The sequence below is a fragment of the Draconibacterium sp. genome (assembly GCF_041583095.1).
In the GTDB taxonomy this organism is placed as follows: domain Bacteria; phylum Bacteroidota; class Bacteroidia; order Bacteroidales; family Prolixibacteraceae; genus Draconibacterium.
In genome coordinates, this window is record NZ_JBFHGM010000010.1 from 20,235 (window position 1) to 41,225 (window position 20,991).

General features: G+C 39.9%; 8 protein-coding genes and 1 pseudogene. All 9 read right to left on the reverse strand.

Translation table 11 applies throughout. From position 1 onward, the window contains the following. Positions 1-90 precede the first annotated feature (90 nt). The 9 genes and pseudogenes from ABZB17_RS01775 to ABZB17_RS01815 all read right to left on the reverse strand — a co-directional run bounded on the left by ABZB17_RS01775 (position 91) and on the right by ABZB17_RS01815 (position 20,521). A complete protein-coding gene (locus ABZB17_RS01775) occupies positions 91-2,799 on the reverse strand; it encodes a DUF5695 domain-containing protein (protein WP_372647720.1) in 2,709 nt (902 codons plus the stop codon). Positions 2,800-2,933: 134 nt separating this feature from the next. After that, positions 2,934-4,880: a DUF4859 domain-containing protein gene (locus ABZB17_RS01780; RefSeq protein ID WP_372647722.1), complete on the reverse strand. Its 1,947-nt coding sequence runs from the start codon at positions 4,878-4,880 to the stop codon at positions 2,934-2,936. Positions 4,881-5,084: 204 nt separating this feature from the next. Further along, positions 5,085-6,518 (reverse strand): DUF1735 domain-containing protein, encoded by a 1,434-nt coding sequence (locus ABZB17_RS01785; RefSeq protein ID WP_372647724.1) that lies wholly within the window; start codon positions 6,516-6,518, stop codon positions 5,085-5,087. 38 nt (positions 6,519-6,556) lie between these two features. Next, positions 6,557-8,734 carry a RagB/SusD family nutrient uptake outer membrane protein gene (locus ABZB17_RS01790; RefSeq protein WP_372647726.1) on the reverse strand — a complete coding sequence of 726 codons (2,178 nt, stop codon included), beginning with the start codon at positions 8,732-8,734 and terminating at the stop codon, positions 6,557-6,559. A gap of 17 nt (positions 8,735-8,751) precedes the next feature. Next, entirely contained in the window at positions 8,752-11,775 is a 3,024-nt protein-coding gene (locus ABZB17_RS01795) for a SusC/RagA family TonB-linked outer membrane protein (protein WP_372647728.1), read from the reverse strand. A 71-nt stretch (positions 11,776-11,846) separates the two neighbouring features. Continuing rightward, complete coding sequence (locus ABZB17_RS01800; protein WP_372647730.1) at positions 11,847-13,592, reverse strand: RagB/SusD family nutrient uptake outer membrane protein; 1,746 nt, start codon at positions 13,590-13,592, stop codon at positions 11,847-11,849. An 18-nt stretch (positions 13,593-13,610) separates the two neighbouring features. Continuing rightward, complete coding sequence (locus ABZB17_RS01805; RefSeq protein ID WP_372647732.1) at positions 13,611-16,775, reverse strand: SusC/RagA family TonB-linked outer membrane protein; 3,165 nt, start codon at positions 16,773-16,775, stop codon at positions 13,611-13,613. Positions 16,776-18,019: 1,244 nt separating this feature from the next. Then, positions 18,020-18,364, reverse strand: a pseudogene (locus ABZB17_RS01810) (discoidin domain-containing protein); the annotation flags it as partial. A gap of 33 nt (positions 18,365-18,397) precedes the next feature. Beyond that, positions 18,398-20,521, reverse strand: coding sequence for a discoidin domain-containing protein (locus tag ABZB17_RS01815; protein WP_372647734.1), 2,124 nt, complete (start codon positions 20,519-20,521; stop codon positions 18,398-18,400). Positions 20,522-20,991: the final 470 nt, after the last annotated feature.

Genomic DNA, 20,991 nt, shown 5'->3' on the forward strand with positions numbered 1-20,991 from the left:
CTGTTGATAGTTGAATAAATTTTGCTTTTTGAGTTTTTTAGAAATTCCGCAGCAATTATTTATCACTGCGGAATTTATTCTGTAAAATGATTAATTCATTTCAACTTTTACCACTTCTTTTTTAAGTGGAATTACATATTGTCCTCTTTCATTTTTTTCAAGTCCGGCAACACTGCTGGCAGCTGCTTCCTCGTCAAATGATTTGATTCTTAAATATGCGTTTGGTGTAAATTCATTTGCTTCTTCTAATTCAACCTCAACTTTTCCGGAAGTCTTATTGTACGAAACGGCTTTAAATTTACCTGCATCAAGTGTTAACCACATTTTTAACGGAGCTACATAAACACGTGATTTAGCTGCTGTTGTTAAATCAACTTTCACTACATCTCCATCTTCGGTAACATTACCACCAAAAGCCAACCAGCCAAATTCGTCGTTAAATAGTAAATAAGTTGAAGTATTTACAGCATATCCGTAATAGCCGGTTCCGTAGTCACCCGAGATAGGGTCGTTTTTCAATGTTGACGGAAACGAGTGAAATGCTGCAGGAGCAAAACCATCTTGTGTAATATTTGAAATGGATCCCATTAAACCACCGTAACCAACACGCAACAAGTACAAGTCTTCAGGATGCTCTTTGTATTCGTATAATACAGGAATAGCATTCAAAGCTGAACCATAGTGGTGAATCTGACGCTCAACACGTGAAAGTTTACCTCCGTAAAGAAAATCCCAGTAACGACGTGCATTACCGTTATAGGCCCAGTGAGGAATAGTTGGCATGTAAGCCAAAATTGCTTTTAAGGTAGTTTCAGCTTTCTCGCCGTAACCAAAGTAGCGCGACCACATGTACACTTCTTCCTGACCTGTTGAATCCCAAGGCATTTCGCTACCAAATGGGTAATTTAACGATGCCCAGTGATCGGCACGACGTTTCATCGTTCCTTCTAGTTTACGGGCATATTCCCACAATCCTTCAGCTTTTAAATCATCAAGAATATGAACGAAAACACTACCTTCCATCTGGCCGAACTGAGCGTAATACGGAGCCAACTCCATCATGGCCATTGAAGTTTGGTAGGCACTCATCAGGTACCAATCCCAGGTTTGTTGCGACACCAAACCTTCATAATTTCGGGCCAAACGATACATCACCCAGTGTGCTGCAGCAACGTGTGGATAATTATATGAACGCTCAACCGTTTCGGCATGTTTTTTATCCCAGGCAGCCCAGGTATTATAATTTACATCTTTGCTGTAAGTACCTGCAGGCATTGAGTCGGGTTCGTAGTAGTACATACTTTTTCGAACACCATATTTTTCATGTCCTTCGTTGTATTGAATTCCGCCCCAGATCGTTTTCTGAACGAAATCTTCCAACATGGCAACCTCTTTTTTATCCGGTTGAACCAATTGTTTCATTACAGCATTTAACCACGCACCGGCACCACCTTCGTCGCTCAATCCGCAAATCCAGGCACGGCTATCTTCTGTTACCTGTTTTTGCTCTTCGTAATCGTAGGTGATAACCGACGGACCACGATCAAATGGATCGTCTTCATCGTCAAACCACTGTTTTGTCATTAAGAAGTTTCCGTTGTCGGCAACTACCTGCTCCTCCGGCTTAATAACCTTGTAGTTAATGGTTTGCGTTAAGCCATCTTTATACGTGATTGTTAAACGTGCTCTGCCCCATGTTTTTGCAGCAACAGCATATTTTACCCAGCCATTTTTTGTTGTTTCCGGTTTTTTCAGTTCCAGCGCGCCTTCAGGTTCAACCTGCATGCATTTTACCTTTTGACTGTACTTTAAAAACAAATCGGCATTAACATCTTGCGGGACAACGTAACCAGGCACACCAAATGCAACCGGACGATCGTTTTCGATCAGTGAAGGTTCAATGTTTTTAATCGCGTCGGTAAGTACAAACTGTACACCGTAGCTAACCGATTTTCCCGGTTTTAGTATTTTCGATGAAGGGGTGTTCCAGGGAGTGGCTTCTTTCCATTCGTTTTCAGCATAAGCTAAGGTTAACGGCATCCACTCGTGAAAACCTTCAAATGTAATTCCTCTTCGGGTTGGATCATCAAGCAGCGGATTCCACGCTTCAAAAGGTGTTTCGCCATAAGGTAGTACCAACAATACCGGTCCGCTACCCTTTAATCGAATTACCTGTAAATAACCGGCATCCATACCAATGTACGGATCGTAAAAAACATTTTCGGCGTGTGCCTCGTCCAGTGTTTTCCTGTCGTGGTTATTGTTGAAGATCAGAGGAATTCCAAGGGCACCAATTTCAACAGCTTTTGATGAAGTGTTTTTGATCTCGAAACGCAAAGCAAGATGTCCATCGTGCTTTTCCCAGTACCGAAGTACCTGTACCGGGCTGTTTTCAAGAATTTCACTAAGATCGGAAACAGCTAACTGATGTTCGCTTTTCGGTTCCAGAGTTGTAACACTTTTGCGGGAAGCAGCCGATGAAAACGAAGTCCATGCCGATTCACCCTCCGTTTTAACACGGAAATTAATATCTCCAAGGTGATAAAAACCAAGCTTGTTTCTTTTGGCTAGTAATTCGCCCGGAGTAAAATCAAATTCAGGTTCGGAGATTGGATGTAGCCCCGCTACTGTGTGCGAAGACTTTAGTATTTCAATGCGAAGATCGGGGGTAGAAAATTCAAACGATCCTTTGTTTATGTCAATAGAATCAGAAGAAGCAACAAAGGATGATGCATATGCTCCGGCATTCATCAAAAGGCTCCAGCACAGCAGAAAGAAAAGAATATTCTTTGGTTTCATTTAATGTCTATTTAATGTATTTATTAATTAACTCCGGGAAGTTATATTTCTTATAAATTGATGCTTTGTTTTAAAATATTATTTGTTTTTAATAAGCAATAGTTCAGTAGAAATGATTTATGCTTACAAATTTATTAGTTTATAGTAATGTTAAAAACAAATGTTACCTTGTATTGCGTTCCTTCTTTTTGGTAAACCAATGCCTCTTTTATTGTGTTCGAATTTCCGGCGCTTGATTTTCCGGGAAACTGACCAATACTAAATTCGAAATTGGAAGCGGTAAATTCAGAAAATACTTTACTGTCGTTGTCGCTACCCCAGCCAGTAACATCTCCTTTACTATCGAACCAGAATCCGTAACCGTTTGCCGTTGTGTTGTAATTTAACGAACCATCGGACTCCACAGCGGCGAAAGCAACTTTCCCTTCCTGAGGAGTCTCTTTTGCTGCCAGGAGAGCACTGATAATTTCTGAAGGTTGCATTGTCAGCGCCTTAACTATTTTATTTATGTCACCATTATTATTCAGGTTTACTTTAGTGCCTGAATATGCTTCAGCATCAGCTGCAAATGAAATATTGTAAGTCAATGTAAGATCTTGCGGATCCTCATTCGGATCAATTACCACATTTCCCAAAAGATCGGTGTTGGTAAATTTCACTTTATATGGCCATTGATCATCGTTACTTTCCAGTTCATCCCAGGCATGAGCCTCGTAGGTTGCAGGAGCACCGAGAACTACAAACCACAACCTTTCACAACCTGCAGGAACGGTAAATTCAACACTTGCCGAGGTTTCGCGGTTCATCTCACCGTAAATCCGTTCTCCCGATTCAAGCAGGGCAACATAACCATAACGCCATCCGGCTCTTGTTAACGAACTGCTGTTGTAACTGCTTGTTGTTTTTGTTGTGCCGTTATCTTTATATTCGCCCGGGTCGCCCGGTGCCAGTGCCGCCCCTGGCGCTAATGCAGTAAATGATGTTGTTACCACTGTTCCCGCTTCAGGAACATTTAAAGGAATAACATTGTAACCGGTTGTTCCCGGGCATTTGCTGTAGGCTACCTGATACGATCCATTCTGATCATCGTAAAATTTATACTCAAATTGCCCAATATAATCATTGCCAATTGAACGAATAGCGTCAATATCCCAGGTTACCAAATGTGCTACAGCATCATAAAGTTCATTATTCATTTCAGCCACCGACAAACCGTTTATTCGCATGTAAGCTTCAATCGGATCTTCGGGACCAACAGCTTCGCGCCACAATTTGCCAATAAAATCGATGCCGTGTTTATCGGTCCAGTAATAGTGTAACCAGTAACTGGCGTATCGGTGCCATTCGTGGTTAAAATGACGATGATAATTTGCCATATAAACCCCAAAGTTGTATGAAGTAAAAGCTTCAGCCGGATAAGACTGGAAAGATTGCCATTGAGCACACTGTTCCCAAAAACCATTTCCGCCATTTCCACCATAACCATATCGGAAGCCACGGTTAAAATCATTTGGAATTCCGCTATAGGCCAGTAAGTCTGCATACACCTGATACTGAAAAGTATGTCCAATTTCGTGTGCAATGGTAGAGCCAACCGGCTTACAAGTACTTGGGTTAACCCACAAGGCTCCAATAAAGTCGTCGTAACCTGCCCCAAAAGCCATCCAGTCCTGGGTGTAAAAAAGGTAAATCTGCATCTTGTAATTGTCAAGATTTGATTTTGCGGCACCAGTTTCAGCAAATCCCAGTGTATTTACGTTTATTTCGTAAAATTGCTCTGCTTTTTTCAGCATATCGTCAATATCAACCCTTAGCGTTTCAGGCACACTGAGTGCATTCGGATCTGCGCCAAATTGAGGTTCCCAGAACACGATAAAATGCTCCGATTGTTTGCTGCGCACGAACGACCATTTGCTGTCGGCACGCAAAAAATCCATGTTGGCAAATTCGCCGGGCTTGTAAAACTTTTCGTAGTCCAGTACTTCTGCTTCAGTAAGAACGGTAACCGGATCAACCGGATCAGTCTTGCCGATTGGTTCATCGGGAACCGGGTCGGGCATATTACTGCTACATCCAATCATACCAAAAACAAGCAAAAAAATATTTAGCAAAGAATAATTAAAAATATTTATACGATAGCTCGCTCGATATCGCTTATAGCTCTGTTTCATCTTAATATCTATCAAATTTACCGCCCCCATTGACGAATTAACCAACCTCATATGGATCATTAGAAAATAACAGAGAGCAAGTAAAATACATACTCTCTGTCTTTTTGTTTTAAACTATCGTCTCCATTCATTCACGCCATCACGCACTCTGTTTCTCCATACTAATTTTGAAGAAACATTTGTGTAATGTTCCTTACCTACGTAATTTACACGGTAGTTGAGAGAAATTGTACTGGTTGAAGGATCATAGCCACTACCTTCTGTTAAGGTTAGGTTTTCTATTGGTTCCTGCTCATATCCTGCCAACTTTCCTTTTGTACCCCAAACTTTCCATTCATGAATACCCTGTGATTCCACAGCAATAAAATGTAAACGAATTTTGTTAGTAATCACTGATGTAAACGTTGTTTCATTGAACTGATCTTTTTCGTTTCCGAAACCAGGATTATCGCCAGAGAACAAGGTTTTATTACCATAATCAGCAGCAGAAATACTTTCTCCGTTAACAACCGGATCAGGTAGTAATGTCCACTCGCCGGTTTCAGGATCCATGTATTCAATGTACGAGTTATAAGGAATCAAGATACCACCGTTGTCAGTCCACCAATATACCTCCGATTTTGTTATATTATAGTACTGTGGAAAATCATACTGAACCCAGTTCCATGTTTCGGCATTTGGCCAGTTACCATATGCACCACCTTCACTTTTTGTTTCAGAATTTACCGGTTCCTGTCCATCATTTATACCATTTAAATTCTCCCACGATGAAACAGATGATGTTGAAGGAGTACTTGCTAAAGCAACATTTTCTTCTACTACCTCTTCTTCTACTTTCGGAAGATATTTGATATATAACGAGTTATCTGGGTTGATTAGCAATTTAGCCATGTAGTCTTCTCCAACTCCATCAATAAGACCGTTTATAACAATTGTATCAAGATTTAAGGTTGTACCTGTAATCACATTCTCAACATCGCCAGAATTCAATTCCTCTCCGGTTTCACTTAAAGTAACAAATGATCCGCTATTATCATAATAACCTTCATAGTGGTTAATATATTTAATAGCAATAATTTTGGTACTCTGTGTTTGCAGAATAGAATCTTCAGAAGTCTGAAGCAGTCTGATTGGCAATGCCAATTTATAATTCGTAGCACTCGCATCGTTCAAAAAAGCAACTGAGTCAAGCGTAACAGTAACTCTTCCTGTAAATTCACCAGGTTTAATTACAAACTTGCCGTTATCGCTCAATTGATAGTACGAAGAAGGTAAAAGCTCGTAAGAAGTACCTTCCAATAGGCTCTCATCGATTTCGTATTCTACCCATCTTTCCTGGTCGTTTTCAAGGACACCGGCCAAATACACTCCCATTTCAAGACTCAATCCTTCGCCTTTTACAACAGTGCGACCCAATACTCCGGGAACATCCACTCCTCCTGTAGCATCAGAAAATGCAACCGTTGAATATGGATAATCAAGCCTGTAGTCGTCATAACATCCGGACAAGAGACCGACCAACATTAATATTAAAATTATATTTCTCATAGTAACTGATTTTACGTTATTAGATATAAAGCTAACTGCTACCATCCACTGTTTTGTTTAAGATTACTCATAATAAGCGTTTGCGTGTATGGCACAGGAATATACCTCATATAATCCTGGTAAGTATGATTCTCAACAGTGCGGTATTCGTAATTAAAGTTAGCAGGACTTGTTTGAACTCCCCAAACCTGCCATTCGATTATACCACATGATTCGACATTATTCTTAAAATTAATTCGAATACTACTTGTTGATACAGGATCGAAAGTTGTTGTATTCCACTGGTCAAGTGCGTTTCCATAGGCATCTGCATTCTCTACTTCTTCCCAAGCTGAAGTATTATCATCCCAGTATTGAATGTAAATACTATCGGGAGCCAAAAGACCACCTCCATCAGCAAACCAATAAATATCAGACTGATCAACAGTATGCTTCGTACTTGTTCCGTTCGCAGTAAGGTATTCCGGGAAATCATATTGTACATATCTCCACTCACCACCACTGTACCAGTTACCGTAGATACCACGGCTGTGATCCGTTGAGGAAGTTGGATTTTCATATCCGTTGTTGATTGAATTTAAGTCTTCCCAACCTGAAACATAGTCGGTACTTGGTGTTGATGCCAAGGCTACATTGAATGGTTCTTGTTCCAACTGCTCATTAGAAACCGTAATACGTACACCACTTACCGTATGGTTTAATGGTTCGTTCCATCTGCGAATATCCCAGAAACGGTGACCTTCGAAACATAGTTCCAGGCGTCGCTCGTTTTTAATCAACTCTCTAAATGCATCTTTACCAGCTGCCGCTTGTGCTTCAAGGTATGCATCATCATAACTTGCAGAAGACAGATCAGAATCGATTCCGGCACGCTCTCTGATTTTCTGCATCGCTTCAAGCGCAGAAAAACCAAGTGTTGCATCGGTTGGACCATAAGCCTCATTGGCTGCTTCAGCAAAGTTAAGGTACAGTTCTGTTTTGTTAAAGCGTACATAAAAGTGAACATCGGAAGTAACATCACCAGGTGTAAGGCGAACGTTCTTACTCATTAACTTTTTCATGTAATAACCGGTGCGTGTACCATTCTGGCTTAATCCACCCGGAGCATCGGCACCACCTTCAACAGTTTTAATGTAGGTTGAGTTATACAGATCCTGATTAAAGAATATGAATCTTTCGAATCTTCCGTCGCGGTTCTTGTATGGAACACCACTTTTATATACAGCACTTTCAACAATCGGGTAACCGTCTTTTGCAGGGAAAGCATCAACAAGTTCCTGCGATGGATTACAAAGTCCTGTACCATAAAGCGATGGAGGATAAAAAGATCCTTCCCATACGCCGTTCCATGTGGGAGAAATCCAAATGTTGTCGATACTGGTTGCGTTATTAAAATTACCAAACTGAACCAAATCAGTTAATCCACCTGCTGCTTCAATAGCTTCGGCAGCAGCGCTGGCAGCTCTTTCCCATTTTGATTGTTCAGCACCTGAATAAGCCGGGCTGGCAGCATATAAAAACATGCGGGCTTTCAGCGCCTTGGCTGCTAATGCAGAAGCTCTTCCCCTGTTTACCAAACCTGTTAACTCATCATCACCATTTAAATAATCATTTGGTAAAATAGCAATCGCCTCATCACAATCGCTCACTATTTGTTCAACACATTCTTCGTATGTATTACGAGGAATATCAAGTTCTTCGTCCTGGCCTAACACATGGGTTACGATTGGAAAACCAAGTGCCTCGGTCTCCCCAGTGGCATAACCACCATAGTCGCGTAACAATTTCCACTGGTACCATGCACGAAGGAAATAAGCTTCTCCGGTCCGTTGAATGGCAATAAGTGAATCTTTCTGCGGATCAGAAATCTTATAAGGCATACCCTCAGCATTCTCAAGGAATAAGTTCAGGTAACGAATGTTTTCGTAACATTGATCCCACTCACCTATCTGATTATTCTGTACCGTCCACGAACCAAGAGCCAGATTATTTAAACCTGTTGTATTTGGCACCGCATTATCGGTATAAAAATCATTCCTTATGGGATAATTCGATTCAAGATCGTAGTATGCTTTGGTTAAGATACCCTCTCCATAGGTAGCATGGCTCCATAAGTCTTCTGTAGTTTGATCCTGGATTGGTCTCGGATCAAGAAAATCACAAGATGTAAAGCCAAAGACTACTATTAATAATATAATAAATTCTATTCGTTTCATACGTGAAATTTTAACAATTAAAACTTACATGCTACCCCAAAGGCAATGGTTCTCATTATCGGATACGTATAAGATCCTGCAAGGGTGTTTTCAGGATTAATACCGTATTTGCTGTATTCTGATACAGTAAACAGGTTCTTTCCTTGTGCAAACACTTTCAGATTACTCATCAGGAATTTCTGAGAAATTCTACGTGGCAGTGTATAACTTAGCTCCACATTTTTCATGGTGAAATAAGCTCCGTTTCTTAACCAGAAAGACGACATTTGATTGCTGTTATCTGATTGAAATGATAAACGTGGGTAGTCATTTGTTTCCGGCCAGCGATCCATCATTGGTTCTGTAAAGTTTGCTGTAGATGAAGCCATCATCTCATAATTTGCAACCGTATACTTTCCATCGGCTCTACCTGTTCCCATTACACTTAAACCTATTCCTTTGTATTTCAGGTTCAGATTAAGTCCGTAGTAAATACGTGGAATATGTTCTCCCAGGTCGTGAACATCTTTCTCATCAACAACCTTGTCGTTGTTATAATCAACGTATCTGATATCTCCCGGTTGAAGAGCTCCCCAACTTTGAGAAATTCCACGTTCTGCAATTTCAGCTTCCGATTGAAACAAACCATCAGCCTGATAACCAAAAATATTGTCGATTTGTGTTCCTGCTCTTTTTCGGTATTCTTCCAATGCAACAGGTTCATCAATTGTTATAACTTTCCCCCTGTTGTATGTGGCATTGGCACCAATCGAATATTCCAGCTCTCCTATTTTATTGGTATACTGTACAAGTCCGTCCAATCCCCAATATTGATTCTCGCCATAGTTTGTAGCAGGTAAGAAATCATATCCACCGTATAACGAAGGTGTTTCGTATTGTTTCAAAGAGAAAAGATCACTTTCGTTACGATTGTAGTAATTTAACTCAACTGCCAGGGAGTTGTTAAACAAGCTACTCTGAACACCCACATTAATGAAGCGGAGTGTAGGAAGCTCAAAACTTTCGCTACCGGCCTGCATAATGTTGTAAACATTAACTGAACCACCTTTATTTCCGTCAATACCAGGTTGCCAGTCGCTAACGTCCTGCCACAAAGTTTCGAATAAGTAGTACGAGTTAAATCCGGCCAAACCAACATACTCAATTCCAGTGTATCCGGCCGAAGCATAAAGTTTCAAATAATTAACAGCTTTACTGTCGGCCATAAAATCTTCGTTGCTAACAACCCATCCGGCCCCAACTGTAGGATAAAGATTGAAACGGTCGTTCTTTTGCAGGAACATACTTCCCGAGTAACTCATATCTACTTGTGCAACATACTTGTTATCGTAAGCATAGTTCGCTCTGAACGACAGGTCTTGTCTTTTTAATGGTTGGTAGTTTGGATCTACGTTCCTCACCTCTTCCATCAATTGCAGGTAAGAAGTATTAACGGTTAAGGCATGTTTATCAAATGTTCTGTCGTAGGTAAAAAGTCCATAACCGGTAGTTCTTCGCATGTAACTGTTATCTCCACTCCATAAACTCGGAACAACTTCACGCTCAACAATTCTTTCTGTTGCAATTTCATCGCCGTTGAAATTGAGGCGATACAGTGCTTCTGTTCCCCCTTTATTATTGGTAATCGAGTTATAAACATCAAATGCAGCAGAACCTTTAAACGTTAATCCTTCAAGCACGCTACCCAGGTCGATTATTAAGTCGGCACCGTTTTGAGTGTTAAGTGCTACACTCTCGGCGTAACCTCCGTAAACCAACTCGTTGGTTAAGTTTACAGGATAATTGTCGCTGATAATATACTTGTCATCATACGTAATTGGATGTGCATTCGACGGATAAGTTGAAGTATAATAGATCAAATCAAAAGGATCTGAACCATTGCCTTGGTTTGCATATTTGTTTTTGCCATATACAGCCGACAGGTGAACGTTCATTTTCATCCAATCGTTCAACTTAATATCAACATTACCCCTGATTTTGTAGCGGTTGTATTTCATATCCTGACCAACAGCTTCCAAACCATCAGTACCAACATAGTCTAACATCGAGTAGTAGCTTACTTTCTGGTCGCCACCACTGAAGTTTACATTAGCTTTCCGGTACATTGTTTGCTTTTTCAGGTACTCGTCCTGGTAATCGATGTTTGGATATCTGATAGGATCAGAGTTATTCTGGTATGCATTAAGCGCTTCCTGCGAATAAAGTGGATTTAATCCATCGTTTTGGCGAGCCTCATTATGCAATGTTGCATAATCGTATGCATCCAGATATTTTGGTAAACTCTCAGGAGAGCTCACACCAAAACTTGCCATGGCATTAATCTCTCTTTTGTACGAAGTACCAGTTTTTGTAGTAATATAGATTACCGGATTGGTAGCACTTATTCCTAACATGGCACGGCCACTTAAATCGCGAATAATATGCACCTTGTCTACCTCTTCAATTGCCAAATCAGTTGCATCGCGCAAAATTCCATCAATATAGGTCACTGCACTTACTCCGCGTATACTAACTCCTACTGTTTCATATCCTGGCATAGAATTGCCAGTCGAAACGATCATCCCGGGAACTCTTCCGCTTAAAGCTTCAAGAAAGTTTGCAGTTGGGTAAGCTTTCAGTTCTTCTCCGGTAATTACAGTTGTTGCCGATACCGAACGATTGGCTAACATATCCTGGTAAGGAAAATTAAGTACCTTATCTCCCGAGTAAATATTCTCTTTTGCAATTACCAAAGAACTATTCTCAAGTTCTCCTTCTTCTATTTCGATGGTCAGTGGTTTATAACCACTTTCATTAACCGTCAGATGCTCTTGTGTTGCAGCTGCAATGTTGATTGTAAAACTACCATCTTCGTTAGTAACAGCCTTATCCCTGGCAATAAACGACGACACAACTGCATCGGCAACCGGTACATTATCGTTATCAACAAGAATTGCTGTAATTTCTTTTGTCGGTACCTTTTCCTCCTGTGCATTTGTGCTTAAACCTATCAGGATGATGGTGACCAAGATCAAAAGTCTATTTATATATTTTTCTTTCATATCAAATACTCTTTTTTTAACTGAATCCTGTATTTCTTTCGTATGGATTTTATACACAATTCAGAGTGTTTCTACCATCCGGGATTTTGTTTAAACTCATCAAACATTAAAGCATCCTCCAGCGGGATAGGCCACTTATAATGTTTTTGTGCAAAAGTTAAGCTGGCGAATGGATCAGAAGAACGAGTAATTTTGTAGCCGGTGGGGCTTGCACTGTCTTCTTCAAAATTGTCAGCATACAGGTTGCGGTGTTCTGCTTTATGTGCATCTCCCCATCTTGAAAGATCGAAAAATCTTTTTCCTTCGAGGTAAAGTTCTACAGCGCGTTCGTTCTTAATACGTTCGCGGAAAGCTTCTTTACTTGTTAGGTATTGTGCATTAACAGGAGGCATTCCTACCCTTGCGCGAACAATATTTACTGCTTCAACTGCAGATAAATCAGCTCCTGAAATTGTATGATTTGGACCACCAATTTCGTTAGCTGCTTCAGCATATTGTAAATACATTTCTGCTAAACGGAAATAAATTACGTGAGTAAAAGGTGAGGAAGTTCCCGACCACTGGTCTACATTTTTAGCCCAGAATTTACGGGCCAGATAACCAGAGAACGAGTTGTGTTCAGCATTTTTGCGCTCGGCACCGCCATTAAACAATTCCAGGTAACGATCGGTTTGACTTGTCCATCGCTCACCGTTAAAGAGGATAGAATGGTAAAAGCGGGGATCGCGATTTACATAAGGGTCCTGATTATCGAAATCAGGATCATCTTCAATTGCCAATCCTTTATCAGTTTCAAACTTATCTACAATATTGGCCGATGGGCTGAATCCCTGTATTACACCACCACCACTTATACTCGGTGTTGTAAATACCGTCCACATTCCGTTACCGCTCCAACTTGCTCCATAGAATTCCCAGATTATTTCGTCGTTAAATGGCTGATACATAAAAATACTATCGTAACCACTAACGTAATCTATGGTTTTAATTCCTGATGGAGTTGTGTATGATACCTGATCCTGACCATTACAAGGCAACAAATTATAGCGCCCTGTTGATTGTGCCATTCGAATTATATCCCAGGCAGCACCGGCAGCAGCTTCCCATTTTGAGTTATCATTCCCGGGATTATTGCTCGGGCTGGCATCAAACAAAAACGTTGACGCTTTTAATGCCATTGCCGCTCCTACAGTTGGGCGTCCAATATTGGCATCATCCCATCTTGATGGCAATAACATAGTAGCAGTATCGCAATCGGCGGCAATTTCCAATGCTGTTTCATGATATGATAAACGCTCTAAAGCAAAGTTATCGGTACCACTAAAAACATTCTTTATATAAGGCATCCCCCCTTGACGTTTCAGAAACTCGTAATAATACCAGGCTCTCATAAAATGCGCCTGACCTTTTAGTTGATTGATTTGCTCTGCAGTAGCATTTCCCTCAAGCATATGAAGGTTTTGCAGTACAATATTTGCAATTCGTATACTTTGCCAAGCATCCCAAACACCATAAAACTGAAGTGCCTGACCCGTTTTGTACGAGCGGATCCAGTCGCCACTTTGAGCAACCGGCATTGTTTCCCAACCTGGTCCTAAATGTCCTTCGTCGCACAATGCCGCGATATAGGTATAATCACCGTCTGACAAATAATTATTCAAATCTTTGTACATACGGTCTTCAAAGTTTCTGAACTTCAAGTAGTCTGTAAAAACATCTTCTTCCTGCAGTCCATCCGAATCTTCAACCTTGTCAAGATATTCCTCGCATCCAAACAAGGCTATTGCAGTAAATAATATTAATAATATCTTTTTCATATGTTTCTATTTTCACAATTAAAATGTCACATTCAACTCCAGCGTATATCTTCTCGTTTGCGGATATGCACCAAAATCTACTCCGTAGTTATATCCTTCCGGATCTCCCCCCCAGCTTCTTTTCTTCCAGGTTAAAAGGTTTGTTCCGATAAGTGCTAAACTCATTCGCTGTACACCAATATCTTTTAATGCAGGAATATCAAGGTTATAACCTATTCGTGCGTTTCTTAAACGAAGATACTGACCATCAATCATTGAAAAATTACTTATTTGGTAGTTGTACTGGTCAGCCGCAGCGTAATGAACCGCAGGGAACTCAGGATTGGTATTTGTAGGAGTCCAGTGATTTGCGTGAGCAGTGTAAGCGTTACTTTCGTTATCCGAGAAAGGATATAAGTAAAACATACCTCCCTGACGCATTGGACTCTGTACTGGTCCAATTCCATATATGGTAGCATCAGCATACCATTTTTTAAAGGTTGCTCCAAGCTTTACATTAAAAGTTAAGTTTGGTACTGTAGGATCCTTTGCTACAACGTAATCCTGTGCATCAATAGCACCATCTCCGTTGAAATCAAGGTATTTAAAGTCACCTACAATTGGAGAACCTCCTGTTGCTGTTGGGAATAAGAACAACTCGTCGAAGTTTTGATAAAAACCGGCATCAACTAAACCAGATCCTGGAGTATAAGTACCAAGACGACGTGCTATATCAACAGGTTTCCCTTCCGCTTTTATGTTGAACGGGTTTTTATCCGGCTCATCATAGAATACCACACGGTTTTCTGACACTGCAACATTGGCGTCAAGATAAAGTCCTAATCCGTTTCCAAACTGCTTGTTAACTGACAGGTCGATCTCGATACCGTGGCTTTTGGTTTCTCCAAGGTTACCTCTAATTTCAGTTACCCCAACATAAGTAGGAACGGACATACGTTGTTGCAGCATATTTTTACGTCGTTCATTGAAGAGATCTACATTTAATGTAATCTGGCTATCGAACATTCCCAGCTCAAAACCAAGGTTTTGTTTGATTGCCTCTTCCCATGTTGCATTGGTTACAGGAATATTTCCTTCCTGAATGTAAGGATACCCCTGCATTGGGTAACCAAATCCAATACTACCGGCAGCATCCGAATACTCTGAAATATAAAGCCAGCGACCAATTCCGGCATCGCTACCTACTTTACCCCAGGAGTACTTCAACTTTAAGGTGTTGAATAGATGTGTAATTGGAGTAAAGAATTCTTCTTTCGAAATCATCCAACCTCCTGCAAATGCAGGAAAAGTTCCAAATCGTAGTCCAGGTGCAAATTTTTCTGATCCGGTATGAGCAACACTTGCTTCAAAGAAATATCTCTCGTCGTAGTTATAAGTACCACGACCTACCCAGTTTTCTTCGTAATGTGGGAAATCGTCAATTGCTCTTGATTGACGACGGCTAAATACACCAACCCCTCCAACATTATGTTTTCCGAATTGGCGGCCGTACATCAGTTGTGCTTCGTAGTAGTGTGAGCGACCAACCTGCCACAAGTTGTCGTTATTGCTTACTGTTAAAGGTGGTTGTGGAGTATCAAAATCTTCAGCCCCCCAGGCATCATAACGTCCCCATTGCGTTGTCTCCGGATCGAGATAATATCCATAGTATGGTTCATAAAAGTAGGTTTTACTGTATATCGCCTGGCTGTTGTACGAATACATTGCAGAAAATGAAAGTCCTTCAGTAATAAAGTCAAGCTTCTGTGTTAAGCGAAGATCCGAATTAATTTCGTTTGCTTTTCTACGTAAAAAACCACGTCCACCAAGCCAGTGTAATTTTACCTCACCTTTTGAAGGATTTATAAAAGGCCTGTCGCCTGTTTGATTATATGGTATAACATCATCAGGATATTGATCGAGGATACCAGCAGGATAAAATGGCAGGTTGGTCGGACTCTCGTACCAGATCATTTGGGTAAATGTATCTTCCGGTTTATTCCATACTTTAATGTTACCCCCTAAATTAACAGATAGTTTTGTTGTTCTTGTTATGTTAAAATCAAGGTTATTTCTGAAATTATAACGTCGGTGCCAGTAGTGTGCATTTTTCTTGTCGTAATTGTAAGGAAATTTATTTCCAACAGAGAAAATATCTCCCTCTTCCAAATACCCTAACGACACGAAGTACTGAACAAAGTTGTTACCTCCCCTTGCATTCAGGTTATAAGTTTGATCGAAACCTGGCTCAAACAAGTAGTCCATCCAGTCGAAATCAGGATAAAGGTAAGGCAGGTCCTGATTTTTATAATGCTGAAGTGCTTCATCTGAAATTAACATATCCCACATTCCATCATTTCGGTAGGCTTCGTTTCTGAGCATCATCGTTTCGTAAGAGTTCATGTACTCTGGCAATATTGCTGCCGTTTTCATTGTCCAGTTAGCACTAAAGTCCAGTTCCACAGCACCGGCTCTACCTCTTTTAGTGTTCACAATAATTACACCGTTAGCCCCTTTTACCCCGTAAACAGCGGTTGCCGAAGCATCTTTCAAAATAGAAATCGAGGCAATCTCGTTTGGATCAATATTTGAAAAACTACGCTCAACCCCATCAACAATTACCAGAGGATTGTTATTTCCCATTGAGGCAGTACCACGAATCGCCATTTGAATAGGCGATGCAGCGTAATAACCACCAATAGCTTCCTCTCCGGGAGTAGGGTCGGTCATAATAACAGTTAAGCCTGGTAAGCTTCCCTGTAATGTATTCTCAATACTACCTCCCATTTTAATGGATTTCAACTTTTCTCCTGAAACCTGGGAGATTGCGCCTACTACCGATTCTTTTTTCTGGACACCATAGGCAACTACCATTACCTCATCCAGGCTTTTAACATCGGAACTTAATGCAACTTTTAAAGTTTCCTGATCTTCTACTTCTATCTCCTGGGGAGTAAAACCGATAAAAGAAAAACGCAGGATGTCGCCTTCGCTTACACTTATAGAGAATTTCCCGTCAAAATCGGTAGTTGTTCCCTCAGTTGTACCTACTTTTAAAATGGTTACTCCGGGAATAGGTTCTCCCTTCTCATCGTAAACCATTCCTGTTATACCCCTTTCCTGAGCTTCTGCCCAAAAGGGTATGAAAATCATACAGATAACATAAAACAGTAATCGAATTTTCACAATAGATTTGGATTTCATTTACATCACTTTTTAAATTCGTTTTAGTGTTAGAATTAATTTACCCCTCTTTAATGGTCCTATTGAATTTGAAATAAGACATTGTTTTTTTCGAGGAAGTTTCCGGAGGTTTCAGGATTAACATTTTTCTACAATTTGGTCTTTTCCATAAGCACATGTTTTTTGGTCTGTTTTAGTATTAAATCCGGGACTGATAAATGCCGGATCGGTTGAATTCTGATAATGTTGCTGCGTTCTTTTGGCAATTTGCTCTGTAATTAATTTCTCCGTTGAAACAGATATTAAAAACAGGTCTAAAGAACAATCTGAATTAGAATTAATTTTTTCATAAGCATTTCTATTTAGCGTTTTAGTTTACCCTTTTCCATTTCCTGCACAATAGTACTTTCCGGGAAAAGAGATCATACGCAATTAAGCAGCAAATGACAATTTTCACCATAACAGATGTTCTCAAAACTATCACAAATGTAAATACCGCTGCAATTCAACAACTTAGAACAGGTAAAAATTACTTTTATAACCAAACAAATCAGAAAAAGATGAATAATTACTTTATGATCCAGCCTATTCAAATCATTATTTAACCTATTATCACAACATGCCTGTCCAGAAAAATCCATACAATTGGCAGCTAATCATATTACATTTTATCCAGTAGATAACATTCAAAGAAATAGACACATTGAATATGAAAAACATAACAGCTGCAAGAATTGTCAATGAAGCCTCAATAATATACATTGTTAAACCGCAAAAAAGAAGTCAGCTCCTTGCTTCAAGATACTGAAGACATAGAAACTGACCGTGCTATCTAACTCACTATTTATGAAAGCTTGCATTTATAGTATGGTTCCGGCTTTAATCTTCTCTAAAGATCTGAACGATAAGAATAACCACATCTCTAACTTATCATTGTCATTATGGATAGAAATATCAAGGAAGAAATACGGAAGCATTACAAATGTGTAATGTACTTGTACAATTGTTCGTTCTTCTCTCATTTTATTCAAATAATCATATGGAAATTAACTAATGCTGCTTCCTTCAGCAATATGTAAAGTGATTTATGCAAGTTGTAAACATATATGATTGACTGTTTGTGAATATTGAGATATTTGAAACAAAAGAACCAAATTTTAGCTTAAGTTTAACTGTTAATCATGGAAAGAATCAAACTTCTATTTCTCATATTATCCTCTGTGCAATTGTTGGATGTTGAGCTAGAGTTTTCACTTTAGCCGTAACTATTTGTTTAAAAACTCAACTTCGTATATACCGCTCTTTTTCCCTTTTTGATGAACTAAATTTAGCCTTACTTTAGAAGCTATTGTTTCGTTAACGGCAAGAATGTTCAGAGCATTTCCGATATACTTCTCAGGAATATTCTTAACAATAGCTGTATTTTTCCAACTACTACCGTCCCAACACTCAACTATAATTTCTTCGGGAGGAAGAATATTATTATCCTGAAAAAAATATACATATATCCGATTGAACGTGTATTGCTTGTTGAAATCAATTTCTACCCAATCCATATCGTTAGGCGATTCATAGGATGTCCACCGCTGATTTCGATAAATCTTGCCATCCGCTAAAAAATCTAAATTATCATACCTTGACGTCTAAGATGCACTGCAATTATACCCCAATTGAATCGAATCCCTTTCTTTTGGTTCAATCAATGGAAGATTTGGCTTCCCCCATGCCTCTATTTCACTTATGGCAATATTGTATCCCTCCTGAGGATGAAGTAGCAAACGTATCTTAGACGTTTTTAGCGCTTTAAATTCAATGGAATTCCCTTTGCGCGCCATTGGCTTTTCATATTGTCTTTTCTGTCCTTGTATTTTTGCCCAGTCCTTTCCATCCCAGTATTCAAGCTCGTAGGCTTGGGGCGATTTAATTTTATTATCGTCTTCTACAAAATATACAATAATCTTCTTTATATCCCTTTCAATTCCAAAGTCAATTCCAGCCCAATCCTGCTCCTCTTCAGAATATTCATTGCTCCATTGGTTTGTAGTGCGAGTCAAATACCAAAACTGTCCATCATTTAATTTGCTCACACGATCTTTAATCCCGGGAAATGATGCAATGGCTTTGGGGTAATATTTGTCGGTGTTATTAACGGCATAGTTAACCTGGCTTTCTTCCGTGATATTTACTTGTTTCGACGTCAAATAAGCACTTAGATCCTGCACCTGTTCTGCAGAAGCAATGGTTTTTCCATCTGCCAAAATTCGAAAACCTTTTCCCTTTTTATACCTTTCTCCGGTTTTGTCCCAAACAATAGAAACATTGTAACCATGATACACCACATCCTCCAGTATGAAGTATTCCCATTCGTCAGGTATCAAAGGTTTTACAAGTATAGAATCGCTTGCCTGGGGTTTTAGTCCGATCAAATCAGAAATAACCAAATCGATGTAAGATGAATGGTAATAATGCTCGCTATGACCGGGAACATCGTGCCCATCCCAAGAGCCATTATCGGGGTGCAAAGCCTCAGCAATGTAGGGTTTGCCATCTTGTCGGTGTGTTATGGAAAATATGCTGAACATTTCCAAGAAATCCTCTTTTGTTATCAACTGATTTTGGTAGTTATTAAGGACATTCGACATTGCCTTTAAGGTTTGGGAAGTTGCAAAAGGCCACGAATTCCCACTCCACACACAACATCTAGGCGAGATCAAAAACAAGGGATCGTTTCGCTCTGTTACTGTAGGACCAAACTTTGCATAGAAAAATTCAGGATCCATTAAAAATTGCCATGCTGACCCAAATTCCGGGGTATCATCAATCATATTAAAATACCAGGGAACATAAGCCATTAACTCTCGTCCATGAGGGCTTCCTTCGTATTTGCCACTTTGGTAGGTTAGCGTATTGGCTTTTATTGTGTCGCTTCTGTCAGCCGTAACTTCATCATTTTTAAACCGGTGAAAAAAGAAACTTCGGTTTGTATCCCAACATTTATCCTGAAAATTGCATTTAATTGTATTTGCCTTATCCGTGAATTTGTCAATCGTTTTATTGTCTCCGGTTAATTTAGCAACGTTTACAATGGCATTGGCATGTGCCCACATGTAAGCGTTAATGGTAGGACGATAACCGGGGGCACCAGCAAACCAATTTGGTGTTTGCCTGCTGTTTATATTGGTTTCCATGCCATCGTGCATTCCGTCCCAGGCGAACATCCCTTCTTCCTCAACCCAATAAAGGTCTTCCCATCTTTGGTAGTCATTAATCAGCCCTTTCAATAAACCTGTAACAAATTCAGTATCCTGATGAACCTTGTAACCTTGCCACACAGCATCGCCAAGCCAGTTTGTATAATTATGAGGTTGCGCCCCGGGATGATGAAACCAGAATTTGGTATAATCCCTCAAGTATTTCGGGTCGCGCAGCCATCTGTAATCGTACAAATGATGACCAACAGGGCAACTTATTGTGCCATATGCACCCGACCACCATGGGCGGTCGATAAACTCAGTAGAGGCATAACCATTCTCCGGAGAGCCATACACCAAGTGCATAGTTACCAGTTCCCATCGATAATAATAGGTGAGATCTATGTCTTTATCCGGTGTTTCCAAAAACGGAATGTTGCTTTTATACCATTCCCAGTCTTGATTCGACCAAAAATCGAAACATTCAAGTGTTTCTTGCTTATCAATTAATTGTTGATTACAGGAAAATAATAATCCCAGAGATATTACCAATAGTAGAATTTTTATACTCTTCATTACTTTGTTGTTTTAAATACGATAAGGATAATAAACTTTTTCAAGGCAAGATCCAAATACACTGAGTGACGTCCGTAAGTATCGTAAAATGTTTTAATTCCAACGGCATCACATTCTATTCGTTCCGAACAATCGGAACCCATTTCTTAAGCGCAATCAGTTTCACAGCTGGTATTGTTATGAGCAAGTAATTCTAATTTGATGAAACCGACGATAACGGATGTCCAAAAAAATTATACGAATGTCAAAGTGCTTGCTGGGTATCAATATCTTCCTGTTTTGTGCGCGACGTGAACGCTCTTAAAAAGCACTATTGAATATCAGCAACATACGAGTTTAAAATTTGCAATTTGGGTCATGCGGAGCTATTTTTAGGGTATGTTTATCCGAAAAAAACAAAAATCGAAGCGGTTCGGTCAGCATCCAAATTGTGCAAAAGGTTAACCGTTCTAATACGGTATTTAAAACGG

Bases quoted from the DNA above. Each gene is read 5' to 3' on its own strand.
- ABZB17_RS01800 (WP_372647730.1), bottom strand. From the start codon at position 13,592: ATGAAAAAGATATTATTAATATTATTTACTGCAATAGCCTTGTTTGGA.
- ABZB17_RS01775 (WP_372647720.1), bottom strand. From the start codon at position 2,799: ATGAAACCAAAGAATATTCTTTTCTTTCTGCTGTGCTGGAGCCTTTTG.
- ABZB17_RS01785 (WP_372647724.1), bottom strand. From the start codon at position 6,518: ATGAGAAATATAATTTTAATATTAATGTTGGTCGGTCTCTTGTCCGGA.
- ABZB17_RS01805 (WP_372647732.1), bottom strand. From the start codon at position 16,775: ATGAAATCCAAATCTATTGTGAAAATTCGATTACTGTTTTATGTTATC.
- ABZB17_RS01815 (WP_372647734.1), bottom strand. From the start codon at position 20,521: ATGAAGAGTATAAAAATTCTACTATTGGTAATATCTCTGGGATTATTA.
- ABZB17_RS01790 (WP_372647726.1), bottom strand. From the start codon at position 8,734: ATGAAACGAATAGAATTTATTATATTATTAATAGTAGTCTTTGGCTTT.
- ABZB17_RS01780 (WP_372647722.1), bottom strand. From the start codon at position 4,880: ATGATTGGATGTAGCAGTAATATGCCCGACCCGGTTCCCGATGAACCA.
- ABZB17_RS01795 (WP_372647728.1), bottom strand. From the start codon at position 11,775: ATGAAAGAAAAATATATAAATAGACTTTTGATCTTGGTCACCATCATC.